Below are 24,515 nucleotides of genomic sequence, written 5' to 3' on the forward strand. Positions count from 1 at the left end.
AATCACTTACCCGAGTGTTTCGTGTTTCATAATGGATTCTTGATGGTGCGCTGTGATGAGGCCCCAGACAAACCGGCTGTACTGCAGCAGAACGAAGAGGATCACACAGATGGCAAAGCCTTGTTCAACGTAGGAGAGCACCGTAAAGAATGGGGTTACCGCCGTGTATGGAAGCTTTTGGAAGAGCATGAAGAGTCCGGTGGCCGAAATCACCATTGGGAAGGTGAAGGCCGCAAAACTCGGGAAGAACTTCAGCAGGGAGTGCCGAACCGAAACGTAAATCCGAATCATCGTTAGGACGGTCGCAAAGTAGAGCAGCTGGGCTAAAATCCCCATGGCAACCGCAAAGATAATGTTGATTTGGTTAAAGGAGAAGAGGTACCCGGATAGACATAGGGAAGCGGGGGCTGCCGTAATGGTGATGAGGGGCAGGGTGCCTTCTGGCATTTCCTTGTACCGGTATAGTCGCCAAAGGACGATTGGCAGTAAAATTGCGTAGAAGATCAGCGCCACGACCAGGAGAATTCGGCCTAGTTCCGGAATGAACTGGCCCGCGGTAACGGGCGCAACCCCGATTCCAACGAAGGTCACGAACCAACTTGGGTAGACGTGTTCAATGCCGACTTCCGGCTTGATCAAATGGAAGTAGATGAACGTCCCGGTAATCATGAACTGAACCACGATGGAGACTAACCAGAGGCCGAGGCCCAAGTTATGAAGGCCCCAGCGCCCGAGGTGGGTCGCAATGACCATCATGGCCATCGTAAACGTTGGCAGCGTAGCGGCTGCCACTGGGTTTTTGATTTCCGCCCAGACGGTTTCAAACGAACTAACGAGCTTAATGACCACGAAGAACATTAAGAAGATCGCTAGACCGCCGCAAAAGTTGGCGGGCCCGATTAATTTTTCGTTAACAAATAAATTCCCCAAGGAAGCAATCCCCAAAATCAACCCACAAATGGCCATTGGCAATTTCTTTAAGATAGATATCATGTTGTACTCCTTTTCTTCCGTAATTTATACCGTTATTTTAAAAAGTCTTAAACGATAAGTCAAAACAATTATTTTTATTGTTATAATAAAAATATTCAATAGTAAGGAGTGAGTCAGATGAATCAAGCGTTGGAAACCTTCATTAGTGTGTACGAAAGCCGGAGTTTTTCGATTGCGGCAAAGGAACTCTTCGTGACTCAACCCACCGTTTCCGTCCGAATTGAACAGCTCGAAAAGGAGATGGGGACCCCGTTATTTGTGCGGAAGTACCGCCAAGAAATTATTCCGACTAAGGCGGGCGACGTGCTCTACCGGCAGGCCATTCGAATGCGGCAGCTCTGGCGGGAAACCCAGGATGAAATTCGCTACGTGGACGACCATCACCGGCGGATTATTCGGCTGGGTTTTTCGCAAACTTTAGCCGTCACGACCGCCCCCCAGTTTTTAATGCGGGCCCACGAGCAGCTGGCCGACTTTGACTGGAACATCACAGCCAGCAATTCCGAAGCGATTTCCCGGCTCATTGACGGTAAAAAGCTGGATATGGGGATCGTGGAAAAACCAATGCTGACGGATACGAGTATTGTGGCCCGAAAAAACATCGCGTCCGATCAGCTGGTTCGAATTGGTACCCCGACCGGCACTTGGCTGATTCGGGAACCCGGGTCGGGAATTGAACACTACACGAACCTTTTCTTTGAGGAGTACGATGTGATTCCCGAGCACACCATCGTCCTTAACCGAAACGACCTGATTATGACGCTCGTCCAGCAGGGGATTGGCGAAACGGTGGTGTCAAAAAGCATGTTGCCAGCGGGGATGCCCTATACTGCTTTGAACCCTCACTTTCAGCGGACCCTATACTTTTTGTACGGGCTGGGACTGGATAAGCGCACGTTAGAAACGACCTATGACCTATTAATTAACGTTATTCAGCAGGTTTACCCGGATTAAGGGTGATGGATAATATTTGTATAAAAATTAATTAAATGGATATTTAACGGTTGAAAGAACGTGGTGGTCCCGGGGAGTTGATGAAATTGGTCTAACCGCCATCGGTAGGGAACCGACGGGGAAGGTTAAGTTGGTGAGGTCCCTTTAAATTCATGTATGAAATTATGTTTGTCGACTAATCGACATTTGTTCAAAAACCGGGGATATGGCATAATCGTTTATGTAAACGGATACATAAATTTGTACTAGGAGGAAGAGTTGATGGCTAAGCAGAAGTCGAAGAAAAAGTTCAAGTTGAAAATGCCGGGCGCGTTTGTCATTCTGTTCATTTTAACAATCGTCGCAGTGGGAGCAACGTGGTTAGTCCCGGCAGGATCCTATTCCAAACTGTCCTATAGTCACTCGCAGCTGCAAATTACGGACCCGCACGGAAAGGTGTCCAAGATTCCTAGCACCCAAAAGGAACTCGATAAGCTAGGGGTTAAAATCAACATTAAACAGTTCACATCGGGCGGGATTACCGCCCCCATTTCCATTCCCAATACATATGAACGACTGGAACAGAAACCCGCTGGACCGGGCGCGGTCACAACCAGCATGGTTAAAGGAACGATTGAAGCCGTTGATATTATGGTCTTCATTTTCGTTCTGGGGGGCCTGATCGGGGTGGTTAAGGCAAGCGGGGCGTTTGAATCCGGCCTAGTGGCGTTAACCAAGAAGACCAAGGGGCATGAATTTATGCTGATCTTCTTGGTGGCGGTACTCATGGTGCTCGGTGGAACCCTGTGTGGAATTGAGGAAGAAGCGGTGGCGTTCTACCCCATCTTAGTGCCGGTATTTATTGCCATGGGCTATGATTCGATCGTCTGTGTCGGGGCCATCTTCCTGGCAAGTTCGGTAGGGACCGCGTTTTCCACGATTAACCCGTTCTCCGTTGTGATTGCGTCGAATGCAGCGGGAATCAGTTTTACCGAGGGAATGGGCTGGCGGATCTTTGGCTGTATTGTCGGGGCCATCTTCGTTTTGGCCTACCTTTACTGGTACAGCAAACGGGTTAAGACCCAACCATCGTTTTCGTATTCCTATGAAGACCATGATTCCTTCAATAAAATGTGGGCGGTTGCGCCGACTTCAACGACTGAAACGGTCGCGGTGACTGATGAAACAGCAACGGCTGATACCACCATTACGCTAGAAAATCACGTTGGCGATGACGCTGGCAAGTCGTTTACGCTGAGAAAGAAAATCATTCTGGTTCTCTTTGTGGTGACGTTCCCCATCATGGTCTGGGGTGTCATGTCTCAGGGCTGGTGGTTCCCAACGATGGCGTCATCCTTCCTGTTTTTTGCCATTATCATTATGTTTATTACGGCAACCGGACCAAACGGAATCGGGGAAAAGGGTGTCGTCGATGCCTTTGTGAATGGTGCCGCGAGCTTAGTCGGGGTCTCATTGATTATCGGGTTAGCCCGGGGAATTAACCTGGTGCTAAACGAGGGAATGATTTCGGATACCATGTTACAATTCTCCTCCTCGATTGTGTCGCATATGAGTGGACCAATTTTCATTCTGGTAATGCTCGTGATCTTCTTTATTTTAGGCTTTATTGTACCGTCCTCGTCAGGTTTAGCTGTCCTTTCCATGCCAATCTTGGCACCACTAGCGGATACGGTTCACATCCCCCGCTATGCGGTAGTCACGGCCTACCAGTTTGGCCAGTACGCCATGCTGTTCCTCGCACCAACCGGTTTGGTGATGGCCACCCTGCAAATGCTTGATATGAAGTATTCCCACTGGCTCAGGTTCGTCTGGCCGGTCGTGGTCTTCCTGCTTGTCTTTGGTGGGGGATTACTAGTTGCGGAAGTCTTAGTGTACTAATCTTATTGGCTAGACGGACGATGTTTTGGTTACGCAAAATTTGGATGATGATTGGGGCGATTTTTAATTGGCCTTGGTCACCATCCTTATTTTTTAGCGGGGTTTGGTGTGAGATGCGTTATAATGAAGGAAATTAGGAGTCCGATTTGGGAGGAAGAGTATGACTGACAAACCAGTAAAGAAACGCACCCCACGAAAATCAAATCGGGAATTGATGCAGGCGATCTACGGCGCCGCCCTCACGATTTTAACTGAGGCGGGGTACGACCACGTCACGTTTTCTAGCGTTGCTAAACGGGCTAAGACGGCTAGGGCGGTTCTTTACCGCCGGTGGCAGAGTCCGTTTGCCTTGCTATACGATGCGGTTCAGTACTTTTCGGATGCCCAAGACGAAACCCCTGAATCGGTGGATTTAACCGCCCATTCCTTACGGGATAACCTCGTCTATGCGGTGGGCCGGCTCCGAACGTCGTTTCAGTTTTTTGGGACTGACTATCAGTTTATGCAGGCGTTTTTAGCGGAACTCAGTAGGAAAACGCCGCAAATTAACCAGATCATGGCTGATTTGCGGCGCCAAAACCTTTACTGGATGGACCGAATCTTGGCCCAGGCTGCAGCCACCGGTGAAATCAACCATCCCGTAACGGATGACGTCAAGCTAGTGCCGTTTCAGCTCATCCTATTTCAGGCCATGACGGACCCCGAAAAGATTACCGATACCTACGTGGAAAACTTGGTGGATCAGGTTGTTCTACCTGCTTTTCAGGCTTACAACGAAGGAGGAAGTTAAGATGACTTCAGTATACTTATCAGCAAAGCTGCCTGCTAACGCACGTGAAATTCTAACACAGGCGGGCCTGGATATTTCCGAGTATGACGGACCGGGCCTCATTTCACACGACGAACTCTTGAATCAGATTCCTGGTAAGGACATATTAATTACGCCGCTTTCGACGATCGTTGACGATGCCGTGATGGCGGCCGATCCAGATCTCAAGCTCATTGCTAATTTTGGCGCGGGAGTCAATAATATTGATACGGAAGCGGCCGCCAACCGGCACATTCCGGTGACGAATACGCCGATGGTTTCCACGACGTCCACCGCCGAAGTAACCACCGGCCTCATTATTAGCCTGCTGCACCGAATCGTTGAAGGTGATCGGGTGATGCGGACAACTGGGTTTGACGGGTGGGCACCCCTGTACTTTTTGGGTCATGAACTATCTGGTAAAACCCTGGGAATCATCGGAATGGGACAGATAGGTCAGGCCGTAGCAAAACGGATGCATGCGTTTGACATGCCCATTCTATACAGTCAGCGGCACCCGTTAACGAAGGCCCAGGAGGTCGAACTGGGCGCGACCTTTGTTTCGCAAGCTGAACTGGTGAAGCAGGCGGATGTCATTACCATCCACAGTCCGCTAACGCCGGAAACCCACCATATGTTAGGGGCGGCCGAGTTTAAGGCCATGAAGCCGACCGCCTACCTGATCAACGCTGCACGGGGGCCCATCATTGATGAAGCGGCGTTACTTTCAGCCCTTGAAGACCATGAACTGGCCGGGGCAGCACTGGACGTTTACGAGCACGAACCCAACGTGGATGCCGGATTTAAGGCCCTACCAAACGTCATTCTAACGCCCCACATTGGGAACGCAACGGTTGAAGCCCGTACAGCGATGGCCCAGATTGTTGCCGATAACGCCGTAAAGGTCGCCGAGGGGAAAGTCCCGGAGTATGTTGTTAATGGGGTTAAGTAAGGGTTAATTATCACTATTAGGCTATGTGGTAAGAACGAGTCTAATAAAAAGGAACGACTCCAATTTNNAATTGGAGTCGTTCCTTTTTTGCTTCTGACGTTAATCCTCAAGATCTACCGAGCGGTTCCACACCCTTTTAGTCGGGTTACAAGCCTCAACTCTCGAGGGTTTCCACACCCTTTTAGTTGAGTTGCGCATTTCAACTTTCTGCGGTTAACCAAGCTATCGAATAATGCTAAAACCCAGCATTTTTCGATAGCTCCGTTAATCCTCAAAAGTTAAACGAAATGCGCCACATCCTTTTAGTCGGATTCCACACTCTCCACCCTAAAGCTCAGTTGATGGTCCGTTTCTCCGGAAATGTGGTAGGGAGCGGTAACGTCGGCGCCCCAGCTATCAATGCCGCCAACGCCGCGAACGGCGCCCGCAATGGTGAGAACGGTTCGGCGGGGAAGCGGCAGTTCTTCTTTATGGGTGGCGTTTTCTAGTTCCTCAGCGGTATAGGGAAGGCAGCTAAAGGCGAACGGGTGATCCAGCGCGGTTAGCCGAAGCACAAACGGGTCCTGACGGGGATCGGCATTGTTGAGTACTGTGGTACGGGTAATTGCAACGTCTTGAGTGCGCATGTGCATGCCATTTTCCTGCGGGGTGAGGTAGGGAGTTACGGGTAAACCGGTAATGGTATAGGTGCCAGGCACCCCACCTGCCAGTCGGTCGGGGTAGGTTTCACCAGACAGTCCGGTGTAGGTATACTGCGTTGCGGGGGTTGGCATAATGAACCGCACCCCAAAGACGGGTAATTCCGGTAAATCAGGCTGACCCGTAATCCGAGCCGTTATCTGAATTGCCCCGTCAGCGGCTACCTGATAGGCAGTCGTCACCAGGGTTTTAGGAACGGTTAGGGTTTCGTAGGTATACGTGATTGTAACGGTCGTTGCGAATTCGTGGTCGCTGTAACGGTTATTTTCCGGGGCAATTGGCAGTGGAATGGGCTGTCCGTTGACCGCAATAGCCACTTTAACGCACGGTAAAAATTGATCGGTTCCCAGCCACATTGCCGCGCGTTCAGCAAAGTGGTTCCCACGGTCGTTATCCGTTGTGGCCCGCCAAAAGGTTGGTTTAGGAACCCGATACAACCATTCCTTGCCGTTTTGGACGAGGGATTCGAGTCCGCCGCGTTCATAGCTGAAAATATAATCAAAGTTGGTTCCCTGTAGGCCAAGGGAACCATCACCGTAAATGACGTGAAGCTTAGTCGAATTGGCCGTACTCATAGCGCACCTCCTGCATTGCGGGTTTTGGCGTCCGGTCGGCAAATAATAACCCGTCGCCAGAAAATTCATAGTCGGAATGGCGGTCGTCGAAGTCACCACCGTAACGTAACACTGGTTGTTTCGTTATTTCGTCGGGAACGAGGAGGGCCTGATCAATGAAGTCCCAAATGAATCCGCCGGCATAGCTGGGGTAAGCTTGAATGAGATTCATGTAGTCTGCCAGTCCCCCCAATGAGTTACCCATGTCGTGCATGAACTCACAGTTCAAAAACGGTTTTTGGGGATCCTTTTCAAGGTAGTTCGCAATATCCTTAGGGGCCGCATACATCATACTTTCAACGTCCGAGATGGTTGCCGTATACTTCCGGTTGCGGCACACCCCTTCATAGTGGGTCAGCCGGTCAGGATCAACCGTTTTATAGTAGGTATTCATAGCTTGAATATCTTCCCCGGCGTAGGATTCGTTACCGAGTGACCAAAACAAAATCGCAGTGTGGTTCTTGAAGGTTTCGTAGTTGGATTTGGCCCGGTCTAACACGGCGGCTTGCCACTGGGGAAGTGAGCCTGGGACGTTGTAAGAGGGTTCGACTGCGCCCATTTTCTGCCAGGTGCCATGGGTTTCCAGGTTCGTTTCGGCCATCATATAAATACCTTCATCGTCGCACATGTCGTACCACGGAATTTGGTCGGGGTAGTGACAGGTCCGGACTGCATTAATATGATTATCATGAAAGGTCTGCATGTCGGCTCGCATATCCGCTAGGGTAATGGCCCGGCCCGTTTGATCATTCCATTCGTGGCGGTTAACACCGTTTAGCACTAACCGGTCGTTATTAAGCAGCAGTACGTGGTCCTTGATTTCAACGCGGCGAAAGCCAAACCGGTAGGGAATCACTTCCATCAAGTTCCCTGCAGCATCTAAAAGCTGAATTTGCAGCTGGTAGAGGTAGGGATGGTGATGGTCCCAGAGGTGAATTTGATCAAACGGCAGGTCAGTGAACGTTACCGTTTCATGGGCCTCAACCGTTTGGTGCACCCAAGCATGGCCGGCGTGATCGAAAACGGTCACCGTCACACTGCCAGACAAAGGTGCAGTTGCTGCGGATAGGTTTAGCGTTAAATTCAGGTTACCGGATTCCAAATTCTCGTCCGGGATTGGGCGAATGGTGAGGTCCTCTAAGTGGAGTTCGGGTTTGGCAATTAAGTTCACGCTGCGGAAAATTCCGGAAAACCGGAACATATCCTGATCCTCAAGGTAGGAGGCCGTGCTATGCTTAAAGACAGCCACGGCCAGTAAGTTCTCGCCGCTGGTGAGGTAGGGGGTCAAGTCAAATTCAGAGGGGGTAAAACTATCCTCGGCGTAACCGATGAAGTGACCGTTGAGCCAAACGTACATGGCGCGTTCCACGCCCAAGAACTGAATGATGACCCGCTGATTTTGCAGGCTTTCGTTCAGGGTAAAGGTTTTGCGGTACATGCCCACCGAATTATCTTCCCCGTCACTAAACGTTCCCGTTTCGGGCCGATCCTGGCCCATCGAGTAAGCGGGCCGGCGAAACTGTTTGCCCTCCCACGGATACAGCGTGTTAATGTACTGGATTTGACCGTAATCGTTCAGCTCGATGTGGCCGGGAACCGCAATCGTGTCGTATTGCTGGGCGTCAAAATCAGGCTGGTAAAACTCCCGGTCCCGATCAGCAGGAGTAGCCGCAAAATTAAAGGCCCATTCCCCGTCTAGGGACTGAATGTAGCGGCTTTTTTTGTGGAGGAGTTCATCGTAGTTGCCGTAGAACGGGTGATCGCTGTGGGCTGGTAGTTGATTAACCCGAAAGACTTCGGGGTCGTCTAACCAGTGAATATCAGGTTTCATGAAGAGGCTCCTTTTAATAAAGAAAACGCTTTCTTTTAACAATTGCCCCTAGTTTAGCACGCCCCGTTCGGGACCTCAATGGGGAACGGGAAATCGACCGCTTAGTTTAAAAAACGAACCGCTTGGTCGGCAGCAATTTACATTTAATTTTGAATATGGTGTACTTAGTGACGTTGAAAGGATGGTTGAGGTGAAAATTCGGGTTGAAGTGGATTCACAATTAAACGACAAGGAAGTTGTGATTCGGGTTCCTAACCGGGATGCCGAAGTGGTTGAATTAATGGCCGCAATCGAACAGCTGGCGGCCAAACACCAAACGCTGCCGGTAACTAAGCGGGGGACCCAATTACAGCTGCCACTGGCTGACGTTTTGTTTTTTGAAACGGAGAACCGGCTGGTCTATGCTCATACGGGAGCCGACAGCTACGTGACCCGAAAACGGCTTTATGAGCTGGAAACGGATCTGCCCGTAAACTTTTTACGCATTTCTAAGTCCGCCATTCTAAACGTGGAGCAGGTTTACACGCTTACCCATTCGGTAACGGGAAACCTGGTGCAATTTAAGCAGTCGCACAAACAAATTTACGTGTCGCGCCGGTACTATAAGGCACTCAAAGCGGCACTCGAATGAAAGGGAGTTTCGTCATGAAAAATTACATGTGGCATAAATGGTTTTGGGGGTTGTTCTTCCTCGTTGCCGCAGCATTTTTAGTCACCAGCCAACTGGGATTGTTATCGATTCAGATTGGGTGGGTGGCGTGTCTGCTGGCCATTTTCTTTGTGGGGACTTTGATCGCCGCCCTGAGTCACTTCTCCGTTTGGGGGAGCGCCTTTTCCCTGGCGTTTTTGGCGATCGTCTTTGCTAAGCCCCTGGGGATTGCCCTTTCCGCTTGGGCCATCTTGGGAACGGCACTCCTCATTAGTATCGGATTGAGCATCCTTCTGTTTCCATTCATTCGGAACCACCACGTGAAGTGGATGAAGAATAAGTTTGTCTCCCATAATTGGGTGGATGATGATAATTGGCACCACCACGGTCATAGCGGCCACTACCATCCAAACGCAGAGGTGGACGTGGAAACCATGTACGACCCTCAAACCATGGTGCGGGCTACCATGAATAATACTATTCGGTACATTCAATCCGATCACTTTGAGACCGCCACGATCTACGCCAAGATGTCGGGGGTTAAAGTCTATTTTGATAACGTCACGGTGGCGGGGGATCATGCTGAAATTAGCGTTGATGCGTCTTTGAGCGGGGTCGACCTTTTCGTTCCCCGAGCTTGGAACGTCATCCCCCAACTTAATCTGAGCATGAGCGGAGTGACCGAGACGGATCTGGGCGCCACGAAGACGGGCCCAACCGTGTACATTAACGGTCAGCTGTCGTTGTCGGGGTTGACGATTCATTATATTTAAACGAAACAAGGCTGTGATATTAGGCGTCTAAGCCTGGCAAAATAAGGATCCTTCCGTAATGCGAATTCTTTGTTCGTGTTTTGGGAGGATCCTTATTTTGATTTGGCTTGACTAATGTCACAATCCCGTTTTTGATATGGACCAGTTTGGCAGGAATGGAAAAATTGACCTCCAACGTGAGCTTTCTCACGACCCGTTTTCTCGGAAATTTTTTTGGACTGGTAAAAGTTGGTACCGCTTAACTTTCAGTTATAAACCGGTAAGTTCACCAAATTGCAATGTAGTAATCCGTTTAAGTAAGCGTTACCATTAATCCATCAGCATAAAGGAGGAACCGGGAATGGCTTACCAAACAATTAATCCCTATACCAATGAAGTCGTTAAAACGTATCCGAACGCGACGGATACCGAAATAAAATCCGCCCTTGAGGTCACGGGCAACTTATATGAAACAATGAAGACCCAAAAGATTGAGGATCGGGCGGTGATATTACATCGAATTGCCGATCAATTACGGGCAAACGAGGATGAGCTGGCGAAGATTGCAACCACTGACATGGGCAAGTTATTCCGCGAATCAAAGGGTGAAGTGGAGTTATGTGCCCTCATTGCGGATTACTTTGCGGATCATGCGGGGAAGATGCTGCAGCCAACGGAATTGAAGTCCCAGGCAACCGGGCACGCCTACGTTGAAAAACAGGCGACGGGAGTCTTGATGATGGTTGAACCCTGGAACTTCCCGTACTACCAAATCATGCGGGTATTTGCGCCGAACTTTATGGTCGGCAACCCCATGATTTTAAAGGGGGCGTCAAATACCCCGGGGTCATCAGAAGCGTTTGAAAAAATGGTCCAACAAGCGGGGGCACCTGAGGGCAGCCTCGTTAACCTGTGGCTTTCCTACGATCAAATCGGTCAGATTATTGCCGATAAACGGGTGCAGGGCGTTGCCTTAACGGGCTCGGAACGTGGTGGTCGTGCGGTGGCCGTTGAAGCCGCCCAAAACCTTAAGAAAACGTCGATGGAGCTTGGCGGAATGGATGCCTTTGTCGTTTTAGACGATGCCAATATGGCTGACGTAACGGATATTGCTTGGCGGGCCCGGCTGTACAATGATGGCCAAGTCTGCACGTCATCCAAACGGTTCATTGTGATGGACAACGTTTACGACGAGTTCTTGAAGCAGCTGAAGACGAACTTCAGCCGGGTGAAGATGGGGGATCCCATGGCTAATGAAACTAGCCTGGCCCCTATGAATACCAAACGGGCTAAGGCCAAACTTCAGGATCAGGTCGATGACGCCGTTAAGAATGGGGCTCACGTCTACTACGGTAACGAACCCGTTGATTTACCCGGCCAGTTCTTCATGCCCACCATTTTGACGGACATTACTCCGGATAACCCGGCTTACCGGACCGAAATGTTTGGCCCAGTGGCACAGGTCTACAAGGTATCTAGCGAAGCCGAGGCCATTAAGCTAGCGAATGACTCTGAATTCGGTTTAGGGGGCATCGTCTTTAGTGGGGATACTAAACGTGGCGAACGGGTCGCGTCCCAGATTGAAACCGGAATGGTCTTCGTCAATAACTTCATGACGTCCCTGCCGGAACTTCCGTTTGGCGGAATTAAGAAGTCCGGGTACGGCCGCGAAATGAGCGAACTTGGGTTAATGGCCTTCGTTAACGAAAAGTTAATCGTGGCGACGGATAAACCAAATTTAAATAACTTAGCGGGTGGGCTGGTTGCTACCGATTAACGGAGCAGGTAGATCTCCACTCTAAGTTAAACTAAACCGATTTTTAGTTTCGAGGGTGTTTAAGTCGAAATTGAGAATCGGTTTTTGTGCGGCTGGGATTTGCGACCGGTTTTTCCTTGCATATGGCGTGCACCCGACCCCAAACTCCCCCATAATAGAAGCAACTAAGAAGGGAGGGCTTTTCATGACATTTGGCGAACGGGTAAAACAGGCTCGGGAACAACACGGATGGACGCTGCAGCAAATGAGCGAATTTTTGGGTCAAAGTCCAGAAATCATTGCTGACTGGGAAAGTGGCAAGGTGGAACCGACAGCGAGTCAGCTGCAAAAACTAAGCCGGTTACTGGGAGTCAGCTCGGATTGGCTCCTATCCGGAAAGGAAACGTCGGCCGCCCACCTTTACCGTCAGGCCCATCCGGATCACCCCATGAACTTCTGGGAATTTGCTTCCCGGTACTGGTGGTTAATTTTTGCGGTGGGTGCTTGGATTGGTTGGATGGTGCAATGGTTGCGCTGATCAATAGTTTGCAGGCCAATTAGTTTGGCCTATTTTTGGTTGTAGGCAGAGCTTTTATTTTTCCGACAGATTCTTGATAATGGACACCTAGTCTAATTTCAATGGCAGGCAGTTATTGAAGTGGGGATTGATGAACAAGAATAGTGGAGGAAAAGTATGGAATATAATGTACAACCATTAAGAAGCGAATTTGAAATTCAAGAATTTATTCAAGCTTTGTACCACGGAAAGAACGCCCAACGCAACTACGTTTTGGTGTTACTAGGCATTAACACGGGTCTTCGGATGAGCGACATCCTAAATTTAACGGTTGGACAGGTTCGGGGGCAGGATCAAGCCATTATTCGGGAAATTAAGACGGGCAAACGGCGGTGGCTGTTTCTGGGGAAGCTCAAAAAGATTTTGTCAGATTACACCACCGAAATGCAGGATGAGGATCCGCTGTTTCCGGGACGGGATGGCGCCATGACCGTCAACGGGGTATATAAATTATTTCACCGGGCAGCCGTTAGAATCGGGCGGGATGACATTGGGACTCACACGCTCCGTAAAACGTTCGGCTACCACTACTACCGGCAAACCCATGATATTGCAACGCTAATGGTTGTTTTTAACCACAGTAGCGAAGAGATCACTAAACGGTATATCGGACTGAGCCGGGATGAATTAGAGGCGAGTCTATCCCAGTTTGAACTTGGGATTCCACAGTTAATGCATCCCGGAATTTTTTAAAAGGCTATAGGCAGGGACATAGGCCGTTTGGGCCGCGATAATAAGGGTGATGACCAGGGTCGATTTTGCGGATTTGGTGATCACCCTTATTTAGGTTCCACTTCTCAACTTCCTGCGGTTAACCAAGCTTCCAAATAACACTAAAACCCGAGTGTTTTTTGGAAGCTCCGTTAATCCTCGGGAGTAAACGAGAAATTTCACACCATTTATTTAGGTTCCACTTCTCAACTTCCTGCGGTTAACCAAGCTTCCAAATAACACTAAAACCCGAGTGTTTTTTGGAAGCTCCGTTAATCCTCGGAAGTAAACGAGAAGTTTCACCCCATTTATTTAGGTTCCACTTCTCAACTTCCTGCGGTTAACCAAGCTTCCAAATAACACTAAAACCCGAGTGTTTTTTGGAAGCTCCGTTAATCCTCGGGAGTAAACGAGAAGTTTCACACCATTTATTTTGGCTCTGCCCCTCCACTTCCGGTGGTTAACCCAATCATCGACTAGTACCCGAATCTTTTTTAGTTGGCGAACTAAATAAAAAGTCAATGGCGTATACAATTAATATCCCCTATAGGCATGAGAAAGGGGAGCAAAAATTGGCGTGACAAATTGGATCGAATCGATTAAAATATAAACTTGTCACTTTGTGATACTTCCAAAATGTTAGTAACGGGTATGAACAATCGATTACGGGCCATAAATTATCCGGTCAATTCGTCAAAAACAGCGTGGATACAGCGTTTAACGTGTGATAATATATGATCTGAATATCGGAGTAACCGGGTAATGTTTAATCAGATTGTGGGGATAGTAAAAATGAGCAAGCGACATACCGTCAAATTCAGTCTGTTAATGGTCTTAATTCTCACGGGATTGACGGGGATTAGTGTTATTGTTCACGATGGCCAAAAAGTTGAGGCAGCTAAGACAAAGACGGTCAAAACGGTAAAGTCAACCGTGAACGTTAACGCTAAAAATAGTGACGATCTATCCTACTTAACGACACACGGGTACGCCTTGGGAGTGGCGTCCAACTTTAATATTTTTGCCACCGAAAGTTATACGCAGGATAACGACATTGGCAATGCGCGGATTGCGGCCAATAAATTCCAGGTGAATAACTACCAGCGATCAGTCGGATGGACTCAGGCCGACCCAGACATTGACTCCCATATGCTAGCGGTTAAGTCACTGGCTGACGACAGCAACACGCAGTCAACCAAGCTGATTACCGACCGTACTTCGGGGGTTTTTGCGGCGGAAGATTCGGGGACGACGGCACTGAGAAATAGCAGCGGGAATCCGGTTGACGTGGACCAGCTGACAAACGTTAAGGACTTTTCGGAAAATCAGCTCACAAACTTCGCCAGTGCCAACGATCAGGTCGAGGCAGTCAGTAAGTTCTACGCGTCGGAGGATCAAATTAACCAAACCTTTTCCAAGAAGTTTGTTAATAACACCACGCTAACCACTGACCAACTTAGCCAGATTCACGCGGGGAAAACGGTCACGATCAATGATCCAAATGCTGAACGTAAATGTTTGGTCGTCAACATTCCGGTCGATTCGGTTAAGGATCTGAAAACGCAGGAAGACGTCTTAAAGCTGCACCTCCAATACGTGACTAACCTGTCAGCCGAACCCATTGTGATCCTTAATTTTCCGAACCTTTCGAAGGAAGACGTTCTGGATTTGAACTCGGCGGGAGACATCGTGGACGTTAGCTATGGAACGGTCGACCATCAAACGCAAATTATAGATAAAAACCACCTGCTATTGAACTTTAGCCAGTTAAAGACAATTAAGTTTAATAATCAATTCATTGGGACTGTGATTGCCCCGAACACCGATATTGAAATTAATGCGCTCAACTCGGCGTTAACCTCCGTCATCGGTAAGAATATTCATGTGGCGACATCTATTAATACGTTAGGGCCAAACGGAATTTTTAATCCGCCCGATTTTTCTGATCCGGACAACAGCGCAAATTCGGATGATAAACCGTCGAAGTCAGTTGAAACCACCCTGAAAAAGACGGGAACGGACGGCCAATCAACGAGTACCTCGTTTGATAACCCAACGACAATGGCCTCAGCCTTTACTTACAATGACAAGGCCAACTTCAGTTTGAAATGGGAGGCCTACGAAGGGACTAACCTGTATGAATCCATCGGGAATCAATCCTCGTGGAAACAGGTTGCAAGTTCGGATGGTGATGGAGCCGGAAAATTTAGTACGGATCAGTATCCGGGGCAGGACCAGAAACTGACGCAAACTAGCGACGCTGATTACGTCACCCTAATGACCCCCAAAAATCAAGTGGTCTACTTTGCTCTAGCTTCGTCAGATCCCAATGATTCTAAAACGGAAAAACAATGGTCTAGTAGTATTACCCTCAACCTTGCGCCGTTTTCAATTTCAATGCCGAAGAAAATTCTATTTTCTAACCTGGCCGTCCAAAATGGAGTGACAAGGCCCGACCCAACGCCAACGATGAAACTCAATAATACGTTGGACGCACCGTTTAAACTCAAGGTGGGGGTTGACGCACAAAGCAGTGTGACTGAGCCCGTCGAGAAGGCGGCTAACGTCTTTTTGGGCACGGCCAACTTTACGTATAACAACGTTAATCTGTACGATCCCGGATCAGATCTCGGAATGACTCAGTCGGATGCGGATCAATTCATTAAAGACCTAGCCACCGATCCGCTGACCGATGATGGGGGCAAGGTCTACCAAATGAACGACTTCCAGCTTAAGGTTCCCAGTAACCTGCTGTACACCAAGGCCACGGTCGGGATGCTCTGGCAGTTTTCGTGGTTCCCAAGTAGTTAAGGAACCACATCAATAACTTAGGTAACAAACTTTAAACTATTTCCATCCAAAAGGAGAGACTATCGATGAAAAAGATGATGTTAGGCTTTACTAGCATGGCCATTGCCGCAACACTGTTAGGTGCAGGTGGTAACACCGTTAACGCTGCAACTACAAATGATAAGGTATCCACCCAAGCCGAATTTACGGTGAAAAACGGGGATATCACGTTAAACTCAGCTCCCCACTTAAACTTCGGGGAAACGAGTTTGGACAAATTAACGAACGGCAACGTTAAGTTAGATTTGCAAAACAACACAAAAACTAACGGAAATGATAATACTGGCAAGGACGCCTTAACAGTTACCAACTACGATGCCACAGCCAAGACCTGGAATGTGACGGCCACTGCCAGTGACTTTCAGGAAACCGACAAGTCAACGGGGGCTCAAAACGGAACCGTATTAGCCGGGGCTAAAATCTTAGTGAACACCGCTAAGGTAGCAACGGTCAATGAAGATTCCTCGAAAAGCAATAATCAGGCCAAGGGAACGAGTTCGTTAACGAACATCATGGGCCAAGGTGCCGTGGTGCTTTCCGGTAACCCATCCTTTGGGACCACTACCGCTGCGGTTAGTGAAGCCAACGATGCCCAACTAGATTTATCCGGCGTTGATGCTACCAAGGTTTCACCAGATAAGGCCTACACCGCTGACATTGACTGGACGTTAGCCATTAACCCTACGGCTCAAGCAGCTGACTAACCAGATTAACTTTTAAAACACAACCTGAGTTGGACTGGATATTTATTCCAGTCCAATTTTGTTAGGAGGACATGAGATGAAAAAACGACGCTGGTTGATTGGGCTAATGTTTGGCGTGATCGCCATTTTAGGGCTGTCAACAACTCCAGCCCACGCTGACCAATCATCAGGGGCTGGGTTTACGATGCAAATTGAAAAACCGGCTAATACCATTGATGAGACGCAGAGTTACTTTAATCTGAAGGTAAGACCGAATCAAAAACAAACCTTAGCGATTAAAGTTATTAATCTGCAGGATCGCCAACGAACCGTTCGGGTCACACCCGTTTCCGCCTATACGAATGATAACGTTCAAGTGGCGTACCGCCCCCACGTGGCCGCTGGACAAACGTTAGCCAACTACCAGTTTTCCGATTTAGTATCTGGGGCTCAAACGGTGACGGTGGCACCGAAAGCAACAAAGGTCGTCAAGTTTCAGCTTCGGGTTCCGACACATACCTTTCGGGGATTGATTGACGGTGGATTTAAGGCTGAGGGGACGGATCAAAAGCCGGCCAAAGCCGAAAAGGGATTTTCCATCAATAATCGGTACGCGCTACTGATGGGGGCCACCCTTCAGGAAGATACCAAACGGGTTTCGCCCACGCTAAAGCTGACGGCCGTAACCCCCAAAATTGTGAATCAAACGACGACCCTCGTCGCTAACCTCAATAATGCCAAACCGGTGTTGTTTGGTCAGATGACGATTAAGTCCCAGGTGACGAAGGTGGGCAGCGATAAGGTTCTGCATAGCCAAACCAAGCGGAACTTGACGGTTGCGCCTTCAACGGCTTTTGGGTACCGGATGGATTGGAACCGGGAACCGTTTAAGCCGGGCAAGTATAATCTGCACCTTGTGGCAACTTCGGGGACCAAGGAATGGATTTTTGACCAGCGGTTTACAATTAGCCGGCAGGAAGCCGCTGAGTTAAACCAGCGGGGCCATAACCTCAAGAAGAGTTACCTTTGGTTATGGATTCTGTTCGGAATTTTACTATTAATTCTCCTATTAATTGCCGTGTACTATTACGGGCGGCATCAGGCTAAGAAATCAGCGGAATAAAGGGTGTTATTAAAACGATCGTCGGCTGGGGCCGGCGATTTTTTTAATAAAAGCGATTTTATTGTTGCTTACTTTTTGTAAGAGATATATACTGAGGTCATCTTAAATGAGTTGGAGGAATCGATGATGACAGAAGTAAATGGATATGAGCAGAGTGATCGTGAACAGCACATTGATGTTTTAAACCTAGAGTCTTTGGAACCGGAAGCTGAAAAAATTATTCCCACGGGTGGTTTTGGCTACATTAGTGGCGGCTCGGAAGACGACTGGACGTTAGCGGCTAACCGTGAGGCGTTTACACATAAACAAATCTATCCCCGGGTCCTGTCGGATATGGATAATCCGGACTTAAGTACGACGGTCTTTGGGGTGAACGTTAAGACGCCCATTATGATGTCGCCGCTGGCAGCCCAGGGGTTGGCAAATTCTCAGGGCGAGAAGGATACCGCCAGAGCGTTTGCCGCCGAGGGAGCCTTTATGGGTCAAAGTACTTATTCATCAACGTCCATTGCGGATACGGCAGCCGCAGGTAATGGCGGACCGCAATTCTTCCAACTCTACATGAGCAAGGACTGGGATTTCAATGAGGCCTTACTTGATGAAGCGAAAAAGGCCGGAGTTAAGGGAATCATTCTAACGGCTGATGCAACCGTAGACGGCTACCGGGAAGATGATATCGTGAATGATTTTCAGTTCCCAATTCCAATGGCCAACCTGATTCAGTTCAGCGAAGCTTCGGGCCAGGGGAAGGGAATTAAGGAAATCTATGCGGCAGCCGCCCAAAGGATTAGTCCGGATGACGTTAAACGCATTGCAGACTACAGTGGATTACCCGTGATTGTTAAGGGAATTCAGGACCCAAACGACGCCGACTTAGCGATTGGTGCGGGAGCGGCCGGAATTTACGTTTCGAACCACGGCGGCCGGCAATTAAATGGCGGCCCCGCTTCCTTTGACGTTTTGCCAGCCATTGCGGAGGCGGTTAACGGCCGGGTACCCGTGATTTTTGATAGTGGGGTCCGTCGGGGTTCCGATGTCTTTAAGGCGTTAGCATCCGGTGCTGATTTAGTGGCCATGGGACGGCCGTTCGTTTATGCACTCGCCCTTGGCGGCGCAATGGGTGTTCAAGATGCCCTGCAAGAAATCAACGAAGAATTTAAGACGGTTATGCAGCTAGCCGGCACGAAAACCATTGAGGATGTTAAACACGCCCAGTTGGCTGACTTTCGGTATTAGTTCGACTTTAACCTGAATTTTGCTTGACTTCCTTTGCTTGCTCGCCTATACTTATGGAAATTAAAGAGGCACCTTTAACTTTTAGTCCTGTGAGACTAAGAAGGTCGAGCGGATGGAACACGCAATTCTTTTTACCAGCTCACTACGTTTTCGCAGGAAGACTAGTGAGCTGTTTTTTTATGATTTTTTTAGGAGGCGAATCGGCATGACAAAACAAATTATGGACGACATGAAGATGCGGCGGTCCTTAACGCGAATTACATATGAAATTGTTGAAAATAATAAGGGAACCCAGAACTTAGTGTTTATCGGCATTAAGACCCGGGGAATTTACTTAGCCCAACGGTTAGCGGAACGACTGAACCAGCTAGAGGGCGTTCAAGTGCCTACGGGATCACTTGATGTCACCCTATACCGGGATGACGTTCACATGGCAGACGTCGGTGACCAAGCTACCGTTCACGGGGCCGATATTCCCGTTGATTTAACGGGGAAACACGTGATTTTGATTGATGACGTTATTTTCACCGGCCGAACGGTTCGGGCTGCGTTAAACGCCCTGATGGAATACGGCCGGCCCGCTAAGGTATCCTTAGCGGTCTTAGTGGACCGGGGCCACCGTGAGTTGCCAATTCGACCGGACTTCGTTGGGAAAAACATCCCAACCGGAATGGACGAGCAGGTGAGCGTTGCGATGACGGAAGTCGATGGTCACGATAGTGTTACCATCGAAAAGGTCGTCCAACCACATTAATTGAATTAAAATTTAGATCAAGTAAACCAATTAATTGTTTCCAGAGAGGAACAGATGGGTGACGGCTTTTTTGTGTAGGCACATCTCGACTCTCGCTGACTTTAGTTGGTGGTGACGTCGAGATGTTTTTTTTGTGCCTTGAGCACGGAAGGGAAGGGTTTAAATGTTAACTCCAATGACCATGCAGCATGATTTAGTCAGTGTTGAAAGCTTAAGCGCGGCCGACGTAATGAACTTAATTCATCTGGCGCACGCCTTTAAAGCGGGAGCCAGCTTGACACCCGTACGGCCCACGTACGCCATGAACCTATTTTTTGAAAATAGTACCCGGACCCATACCAGCTTTGAAATGGCAGAAAAACGGTTGGGGATGCAGGTTCTGTCGTTTGATGCGGGACATAGCTCGGTAACGAAGGGGGAGAGCTTACTTGACACCTTAAAAACGATTCAGGCAATTGGCGTGGACATCGCAGTGGTCAGACATCCTGAAAACGGGTTTTACCAAGCGGTTTTGGACGCTCAACTGACCATGGGATTAGCTAATGCCGGTGACGGAAGCGGCCAGCATCCCTCCCAGTCGCTGCTTGACATGATGACCATTTACGAAGAGTTTGGCCGGTTTGAGGGACTAACCGTTGGGATTGTCGGCGATTTAGCCCATTCACGGGTTGCCCGGTCCAACATGATGCTTTTGACCCGGTTAGGTGCTCGGGTTATTTTTGGCGGCCCTGCCGCTTGGTATCCCGCTGATTTTGCAACTTATGGTCCCCACGTTGAAATTGACGCATTGGTGGCCCAAGTTGACGTCATGATGCTGCTGCGGGTGCAGCACGAGCGATTAACTGCGGAGACGGAAACCACGTTTGAAGCCGGGAACTATCATAATGACTACGGCCTAACTTGCGAACGGGCGGCCCGACTAAATCCCAACGCGATTATTATGCATCCGGCGCCAGTCAACCGGGGAGTAGAAATGGCGAGTGAATTGGTCGAATGTGCGCAGTCCCGGATCTTCCCCCAGATGACTAACGGAATGTATATGCGGATGGCGATTCTAACGGAAATGCTGTTAGCCCAAGGCCTGATGAACCCTACGGATGTGGAGGCACTAAGATAATGACGGTGGTCTTAAAAAACGCACAGGTGCTGCACCATCAGCAAATCGTTTACGCCGATATTTTGATGAACCGGGGTGCCATCCAAGCAATTGGCCGCCAACTGCACGGGGACCATGAGGTTGATTTAACCGGAAAACTGGTGCTGCCCGGCTTTATCGACGTCCATGTTCACCTCCGGGAGCCGGGGGAAACGGATAAGGAAACCGTTCAAACGGGGGCGTTAGCAGCTGCCCACGGTGGATATACGACCATTGCGGCGATGCCGAACGTTGTCCCGGCCCCGGATAGTCCCGCCCGGATGCAAAGCCAACTGCAGCTGAACCAAAAAGCGACCCGGGTGCACGTTTTGCAGTATGCGACCCTAACTAAGAGCCGGGGTGAACGGGAGCTCGTTGACTTTAAGGCGTTAAAGGCTGCGGGAGCATTTGCGTTTAGTAACGATGGGGCCGGAATTCAAACGGCCGGTCAAATGTGGGCAGCTATGCAAGCGGCGGCAGAAGTTCAACGGCCGATCGTGGCCCACGTTCAAGATGACTCGTTGTTTAACCACGGGGTGATGAATGCCGGTCAGCGAGCCGATCAGTTAGGGTTAAGGGGTATTCCAGCGGTTAGCGAAAGTGCCCAGTTAGCTAGGGATTTGGTACTCGCTGGTGATTCGGGCGTTCATTACCATGTCTGTCACGTTTCAACGGCGAAGAGTGTTCAACTCATCCGGCAGGCTAAGGCGGCGGGAGTCCACGTCACCGCTGAAGTGACGCCGCATCACCTCCTATTAGACGAAAACTTTATTCAAGAAGATGATCCCCAACTAAAGATGAATCCACCCCTAAGAACTCCGGCTGACCGGCTGGCCCTGCTTAAGGGGCTAAGGGACGGTACCATTGATATGATTGCGACGGATCATGCGCCCCATACCAAACAGGATAAGGTCGGCTCAATGGCAACGGCGGCCTTTGGCATTACGGGATTAGAAACGGCGTTTAACGAATTATATACGCAACTCGTGCAATCAGGCTGGTGCACGCTGCCGGAGTTAGTGAACTGGTTGAGTACCGCGCCGGCTGAGGCCTTTAACTTAAATACTGGCCGGATTGCGGTTGGGTTTCCTGCTGATTTAACGGTGGTGGACTTAGAAACGGAACATCAAATTCAGGCCGCTGATTTTCTGTCCCGGGGTAAAAATTCCCCGTTTATTGGGGATCAAGTCAGGGGCCGAATTGATCAGACCTACGTCAATGGTCAACTGGTTTATTTAAGGGGGCAAAAAAGTGAGCAGTATTAAAACACAGATTGCGGGGATAACCCTAAATAATCCGATTATGCCAGCCAGCGGAACGGCCGGTTTTGGCGAGGAACTGAGTTCGGTAATGGATTTATCCGAACTGGGGGCCTTTGTGACTAAATCAACGACGCTAGAACCGTGGACGGGAAACGCCAAACCGGTGGTGGCTGAAACAACGGGTGGCTGGTTGAACGCCGTGGGATTAAAGAATCCGGGGGTTCAAGCGGTTATGAATGAGAAGCTGCCGGGCTTGGCCGAAAAGGGAGTCCCAGCCGTTGCTAGTGTTGCGGGTAAAACGGTTGAGGAGTACGTGGCCGTAGCTGTCCAACTGAGTTCAGCTCCCAACGTAGCGTGGCTCGAACTCAACATTTCCTGTCCGAACGTTAAGCAGGGGGGACTTTCGTTCGGAACGAATCCGGAAACCGTAACGCACTTGACTTCTGCGGTAGTCGCTGCGGCCCATAAACCCGTTTTTGTAAAGCTAACCCCCAACGTCACTGACATTACGGTGATCGCCCGGGCTGCTGAACGGGGTGGGGCCGCAGGGTTTACCCTCATTAATACGTTAACGGGACTCAAATTTGACTTAATGACTAGACGGCCCGTCTTATCTAATGGAACCGGGGGACTCTCTGGCCGGGCTATTCATCCACTAGCAATTCGGATGGTTCGTCAGGTCCGTGAAATAAGCCGATTGCCCATTATCGGGGTCGGAGGGGTCTTTACGGCCGAGGACGTCCTAGAATTCATAATTGCCGGAGCCAATGCCGTGCAAGTCGGGGCCGCCCGGTACGGCAACCCACAGATTTTGAGCGACTTGATTCAGGCACTGCCCGCAGTGCTTGAACGATACCACATTGATAACCTACAAGATTTAATCGATCAAACCCTAACGGAGGTAGCACCACATGACTAATCCATTGATAATTGCCCTAGATTTTCCAACGGAAGCGGATGCGCTAGCCTTTTTGGCCCCCTTTAATAACGTTCCCCTTACGGTCAAGGTGGGCATGGAACTGTTTTATGCCGCAGGTCTCGATTTTATTCGGACGCTTCAGGACCGTGGATTCGGCGTTTTTCTCGACTTGAAGCTGCATGATATTCCTAACACCGTTTACTCGGCGATGAAGGTGATCGGTCAGCTGGGGATTCAGTACACGACGGTTCACGCGCTAGGCGGTCAGACGATGATTGAGGCTGCGAGCCGTGGATTAGCAGATGGGGCTGCCCACGCAGGTATTTTGGCTCCCGATCTACTTGTCATTACCCAGCTGACGTCAACGGATCAGACGACCATGAACCGGGACCTGCAAATTGACGGTGACCTGGTTCAATCAGTCGTTCACTTAGCGGCAATGGCGGACCAAGCCGGAGCGGATGGTGTCGTGTGCTCAGCACTGGAAGTTCCTGATTTACAGGCCCGCAATCTTCAACTAAAGTACATTACCCCTGGGATTCGTCTGGCAGCTAGTAACGATGATCAAAAGCGGGTGGTCACCCCAGGGCGGGCACGACAACTGGGCAGCACCGGTCTGGTTATCGGCCGGCCCATTACACAGGCCGATCATCCATTAGCGGCGTACCACCGGTTTCAAACAGAGTGGGAGGCGGCTAAATGACTCTTGCACAACAACTAGCCAAGCGGCTATTGCAAATTCAAGCCGTTAGTTTACGGCCTAATCAGCCGTTTACCTGGGCAAGCGGGATCAAAAGTCCCATTTATACGGATAATCGGCTAACCATTAGCGACGTTGAAACGCGCCACCTCATTTACGAGGGATTTATCCACCTCATCCAGACGCAGTATCCGGAGACAAATGTCATTGCGGGAGTGGCGACCGCAGGGATTCCTCACGCTGCATGGGTCGCTAATGAATTAGAGCTTCCAATGGTTTACGTGCGGTCAAAGAAAAAGGATCACGGGACGGGGAAACAAATCGAGGGCCGGCTACCGGAAGCGGCGCATGTCTTTGTGATTGATGATCTCATTTCGACGGGCGGGAGCGTTTTAGGGGTGGTAAGGGCGTTGAAGGTAGCGCAAGCGACGGTGACAACTGTAGCCTCTATCTTTAGTTACGAACTACCGGTTGCCGATGACCAATTTGTCCGGGAACAAGTTTCGTTTCAGAGCTTAACCACGCTGACGGACCTGTTAAAAGTTGCGGGGGATCAGGAACTGATCAGTCAGACGGAAAGTGACATGATTAAGCAGTGGCGCTTCAACATTAATTAATAAGTGGAAGCGGTTTTTAATTTTTCGCCATCGGTGCTACACTAACAATAGTGATTTACCGA

The 24,515-nt window shown here is 49.5% G+C and carries 22 protein-coding genes; 19 read left to right on the forward strand and 3 right to left on the reverse strand.

Features of this window, described 5'->3' with window-relative positions; translation table 11 throughout:
* Positions 1-6 precede the first annotated feature (6 nt).
* A complete protein-coding gene (locus tag DCM90_RS07595) occupies positions 7-993 on the reverse strand; it encodes a TDT family transporter (protein WP_109250772.1) in 987 nt (328 codons plus the stop codon).
* Between the two features lie 117 nt (positions 994-1,110).
* Between DCM90_RS07595 and DCM90_RS07600 the strand changes: the two genes are divergently transcribed.
* The 4 genes from DCM90_RS07600 to DCM90_RS07615 all read left to right on the forward strand — a co-directional run bounded on the left by DCM90_RS07600 (position 1,111) and on the right by DCM90_RS07615 (position 5,585).
* Positions 1,111-1,947 carry a LysR family transcriptional regulator gene (locus tag DCM90_RS07600; RefSeq protein WP_109250773.1) on the forward strand — a complete coding sequence of 279 codons (837 nt, stop codon included), beginning with the start codon at positions 1,111-1,113 and terminating at the stop codon, positions 1,945-1,947.
* 261 nt (positions 1,948-2,208) lie between these two features.
* On the forward strand, positions 2,209-3,825 hold the full coding sequence (locus DCM90_RS07605) for a YfcC family protein (RefSeq protein WP_191981032.1): 1,617 nt from the start codon (positions 2,209-2,211) through the stop codon (positions 3,823-3,825).
* A gap of 160 nt (positions 3,826-3,985) precedes the next feature.
* Positions 3,986-4,615, forward strand: a complete 630-nt coding sequence (locus DCM90_RS07610; protein WP_109250775.1) for a TetR/AcrR family transcriptional regulator — start codon at positions 3,986-3,988, stop codon at positions 4,613-4,615.
* Between the two features lies 1 nt (position 4,616).
* A complete protein-coding gene (locus DCM90_RS07615; RefSeq protein WP_109250776.1) occupies positions 4,617-5,585 on the forward strand; it encodes a 2-hydroxyacid dehydrogenase family protein in 969 nt (322 codons plus the stop codon).
* Between the two features lie 302 nt (positions 5,586-5,887).
* Here the strand turns inward: DCM90_RS07615 and DCM90_RS07620 are convergent, their stop codons facing one another.
* Positions 5,888-6,859 (reverse strand): beta-galactosidase small subunit, encoded by a 972-nt coding sequence (locus DCM90_RS07620; protein ID WP_109250777.1) that lies wholly within the window; start codon positions 6,857-6,859, stop codon positions 5,888-5,890.
* The gene (locus DCM90_RS07625) at positions 6,837-8,729 is read right to left on the reverse strand and encodes a glycoside hydrolase family 2 TIM barrel-domain containing protein (RefSeq protein ID WP_109250778.1); all 1,893 of its coding nucleotides are present in this window, start codon (positions 8,727-8,729) and stop codon (positions 6,837-6,839) included. Before DCM90_RS07625 ends, DCM90_RS07620 begins: the two co-directional genes overlap by 23 nt.
* A gap of 181 nt (positions 8,730-8,910) precedes the next feature.
* On the opposite strand from DCM90_RS07625, the gene DCM90_RS07630 reads away from it, so the two are divergent.
* From DCM90_RS07630 to pyrE, 15 genes are all read left to right on the forward strand, one after another.
* Entirely contained in the window at positions 8,911-9,360 is a 450-nt protein-coding gene (locus DCM90_RS07630) for a LytTR family DNA-binding domain-containing protein (RefSeq protein ID WP_225366005.1), read from the forward strand.
* A 14-nt stretch (positions 9,361-9,374) separates the two neighbouring features.
* Complete coding sequence (locus DCM90_RS07635) at positions 9,375-10,151, forward strand: MFS transporter (protein ID WP_109250780.1); 777 nt, start codon at positions 9,375-9,377, stop codon at positions 10,149-10,151.
* 340 nt (positions 10,152-10,491) lie between these two features.
* Positions 10,492-11,907, forward strand: a complete 1,416-nt coding sequence (locus DCM90_RS07640) for an NAD-dependent succinate-semialdehyde dehydrogenase (protein WP_109250781.1) — start codon at positions 10,492-10,494, stop codon at positions 11,905-11,907.
* A 184-nt stretch (positions 11,908-12,091) separates the two neighbouring features.
* On the forward strand, positions 12,092-12,424 hold the full coding sequence (locus tag DCM90_RS07645; RefSeq protein WP_109250782.1) for a helix-turn-helix domain-containing protein: 333 nt from the start codon (positions 12,092-12,094) through the stop codon (positions 12,422-12,424).
* 156 nt (positions 12,425-12,580) lie between these two features.
* Positions 12,581-13,156: a tyrosine-type recombinase/integrase gene (locus DCM90_RS07650; RefSeq protein WP_109250783.1), complete on the forward strand. Its 576-nt coding sequence runs from the start codon at positions 12,581-12,583 to the stop codon at positions 13,154-13,156.
* Positions 13,157-13,936: 780 nt separating this feature from the next.
* A complete protein-coding gene (locus DCM90_RS07655) occupies positions 13,937-15,985 on the forward strand; it encodes a collagen-binding domain-containing protein (RefSeq protein ID WP_133244333.1) in 2,049 nt (682 codons plus the stop codon).
* Between the two features lie 65 nt (positions 15,986-16,050).
* Positions 16,051-16,728 (forward strand): WxL domain-containing protein, encoded by a 678-nt coding sequence (locus tag DCM90_RS07660; RefSeq protein ID WP_109250785.1) that lies wholly within the window; start codon positions 16,051-16,053, stop codon positions 16,726-16,728.
* 76 nt (positions 16,729-16,804) lie between these two features.
* Entirely contained in the window at positions 16,805-17,830 is a 1,026-nt protein-coding gene (locus DCM90_RS07665) for a WxLIP family cell surface protein (protein ID WP_109250786.1), read from the forward strand.
* Between the two features lie 126 nt (positions 17,831-17,956).
* Positions 17,957-19,066: a lactate oxidase gene (locus DCM90_RS07670; protein ID WP_109250787.1), complete on the forward strand. Its 1,110-nt coding sequence runs from the start codon at positions 17,957-17,959 to the stop codon at positions 19,064-19,066.
* 199 nt (positions 19,067-19,265) lie between these two features.
* Complete coding sequence (pyrR, locus tag DCM90_RS07675) at positions 19,266-19,820, forward strand: bifunctional pyr operon transcriptional regulator/uracil phosphoribosyltransferase PyrR (protein WP_306419295.1); 555 nt, start codon at positions 19,266-19,268, stop codon at positions 19,818-19,820.
* A gap of 175 nt (positions 19,821-19,995) precedes the next feature.
* Positions 19,996-20,937: an aspartate carbamoyltransferase catalytic subunit gene (locus tag DCM90_RS07680; protein WP_109250803.1), complete on the forward strand. Its 942-nt coding sequence runs from the start codon at positions 19,996-19,998 to the stop codon at positions 20,935-20,937.
* Positions 20,937-22,220, forward strand: coding sequence for a dihydroorotase (pyrC, locus tag DCM90_RS07685; protein ID WP_109250789.1), 1,284 nt, complete (start codon positions 20,937-20,939; stop codon positions 22,218-22,220). The genes DCM90_RS07680 and pyrC overlap by 1 nt, the downstream gene beginning before the upstream one ends.
* Positions 22,207-23,136, forward strand: a complete 930-nt coding sequence (locus DCM90_RS07690; protein WP_109250790.1) for a dihydroorotate dehydrogenase — start codon at positions 22,207-22,209, stop codon at positions 23,134-23,136. The genes pyrC and DCM90_RS07690 overlap by 14 nt, the downstream gene beginning before the upstream one ends.
* Positions 23,129-23,839 carry an orotidine-5'-phosphate decarboxylase gene (gene pyrF / locus DCM90_RS07695; protein ID WP_109250791.1) on the forward strand — a complete coding sequence of 237 codons (711 nt, stop codon included), beginning with the start codon at positions 23,129-23,131 and terminating at the stop codon, positions 23,837-23,839. The genes DCM90_RS07690 and pyrF overlap by 8 nt, the downstream gene beginning before the upstream one ends.
* Positions 23,836-24,453, forward strand: a complete 618-nt coding sequence (gene pyrE, locus DCM90_RS07700; protein WP_109250792.1) for an orotate phosphoribosyltransferase — start codon at positions 23,836-23,838, stop codon at positions 24,451-24,453. Before pyrF ends, pyrE begins: the two co-directional genes overlap by 4 nt.
* Positions 24,454-24,515 lie beyond the last annotated feature (62 nt).

It is taken from the genome of Levilactobacillus bambusae, from assembly GCF_003124125.1.
GTDB lineage: Bacteria > Bacillota > Bacilli > Lactobacillales > Lactobacillaceae > Levilactobacillus > Levilactobacillus bambusae.

What these genes read in the sequence shown, in the direction of transcription:
- DCM90_RS07595 (WP_109250772.1), bottom strand. Translation starts at nt 993, where the DNA reads ATGATATCTATCTTAAAGAAATTGCCAATGGCCATTTGTGGGTTGATT.
- DCM90_RS07600 (WP_109250773.1), top strand. Translation starts at nt 1,111, where the DNA reads ATGAATCAAGCGTTGGAAACCTTCATTAGTGTGTACGAAAGCCGGAGT.
- DCM90_RS07605 (WP_191981032.1), top strand. Translation starts at nt 2,209, where the DNA reads ATGGCTAAGCAGAAGTCGAAGAAAAAGTTCAAGTTGAAAATGCCGGGC.
- DCM90_RS07610 (WP_109250775.1), top strand. Translation starts at nt 3,986, where the DNA reads ATGACTGACAAACCAGTAAAGAAACGCACCCCACGAAAATCAAATCGG.
- DCM90_RS07615 (WP_109250776.1), top strand. Translation starts at nt 4,617, where the DNA reads ATGACTTCAGTATACTTATCAGCAAAGCTGCCTGCTAACGCACGTGAA.
- DCM90_RS07620 (WP_109250777.1), bottom strand. Translation starts at nt 6,859, where the DNA reads ATGAGTACGGCCAATTCGACTAAGCTTCACGTCATTTACGGTGATGGT.
- DCM90_RS07625 (WP_109250778.1), bottom strand. Translation starts at nt 8,729, where the DNA reads ATGAAACCTGATATTCACTGGTTAGACGACCCCGAAGTCTTTCGGGTT.
- DCM90_RS07630 (WP_225366005.1), top strand. Translation starts at nt 8,911, where the DNA reads ATGGTTGAGGTGAAAATTCGGGTTGAAGTGGATTCACAATTAAACGAC.
- DCM90_RS07635 (WP_109250780.1), top strand. Translation starts at nt 9,375, where the DNA reads ATGAAAAATTACATGTGGCATAAATGGTTTTGGGGGTTGTTCTTCCTC.
- DCM90_RS07640 (WP_109250781.1), top strand. Translation starts at nt 10,492, where the DNA reads ATGGCTTACCAAACAATTAATCCCTATACCAATGAAGTCGTTAAAACG.
- DCM90_RS07645 (WP_109250782.1), top strand. Translation starts at nt 12,092, where the DNA reads ATGACATTTGGCGAACGGGTAAAACAGGCTCGGGAACAACACGGATGG.
- DCM90_RS07650 (WP_109250783.1), top strand. Translation starts at nt 12,581, where the DNA reads ATGGAATATAATGTACAACCATTAAGAAGCGAATTTGAAATTCAAGAA.
- DCM90_RS07655 (WP_133244333.1), top strand. Translation starts at nt 13,937, where the DNA reads ATGTTTAATCAGATTGTGGGGATAGTAAAAATGAGCAAGCGACATACC.
- DCM90_RS07660 (WP_109250785.1), top strand. Translation starts at nt 16,051, where the DNA reads ATGAAAAAGATGATGTTAGGCTTTACTAGCATGGCCATTGCCGCAACA.
- DCM90_RS07665 (WP_109250786.1), top strand. Translation starts at nt 16,805, where the DNA reads ATGAAAAAACGACGCTGGTTGATTGGGCTAATGTTTGGCGTGATCGCC.
- DCM90_RS07670 (WP_109250787.1), top strand. Translation starts at nt 17,957, where the DNA reads ATGACAGAAGTAAATGGATATGAGCAGAGTGATCGTGAACAGCACATT.
- DCM90_RS07680 (WP_109250803.1), top strand. Translation starts at nt 19,996, where the DNA reads ATGACCATGCAGCATGATTTAGTCAGTGTTGAAAGCTTAAGCGCGGCC.
- pyrC (WP_109250789.1), top strand. Translation starts at nt 20,937, where the DNA reads ATGACGGTGGTCTTAAAAAACGCACAGGTGCTGCACCATCAGCAAATC.
- pyrF (WP_109250791.1), top strand. Translation starts at nt 23,129, where the DNA reads ATGACTAATCCATTGATAATTGCCCTAGATTTTCCAACGGAAGCGGAT.
- pyrE (WP_109250792.1), top strand. Translation starts at nt 23,836, where the DNA reads ATGACTCTTGCACAACAACTAGCCAAGCGGCTATTGCAAATTCAAGCC.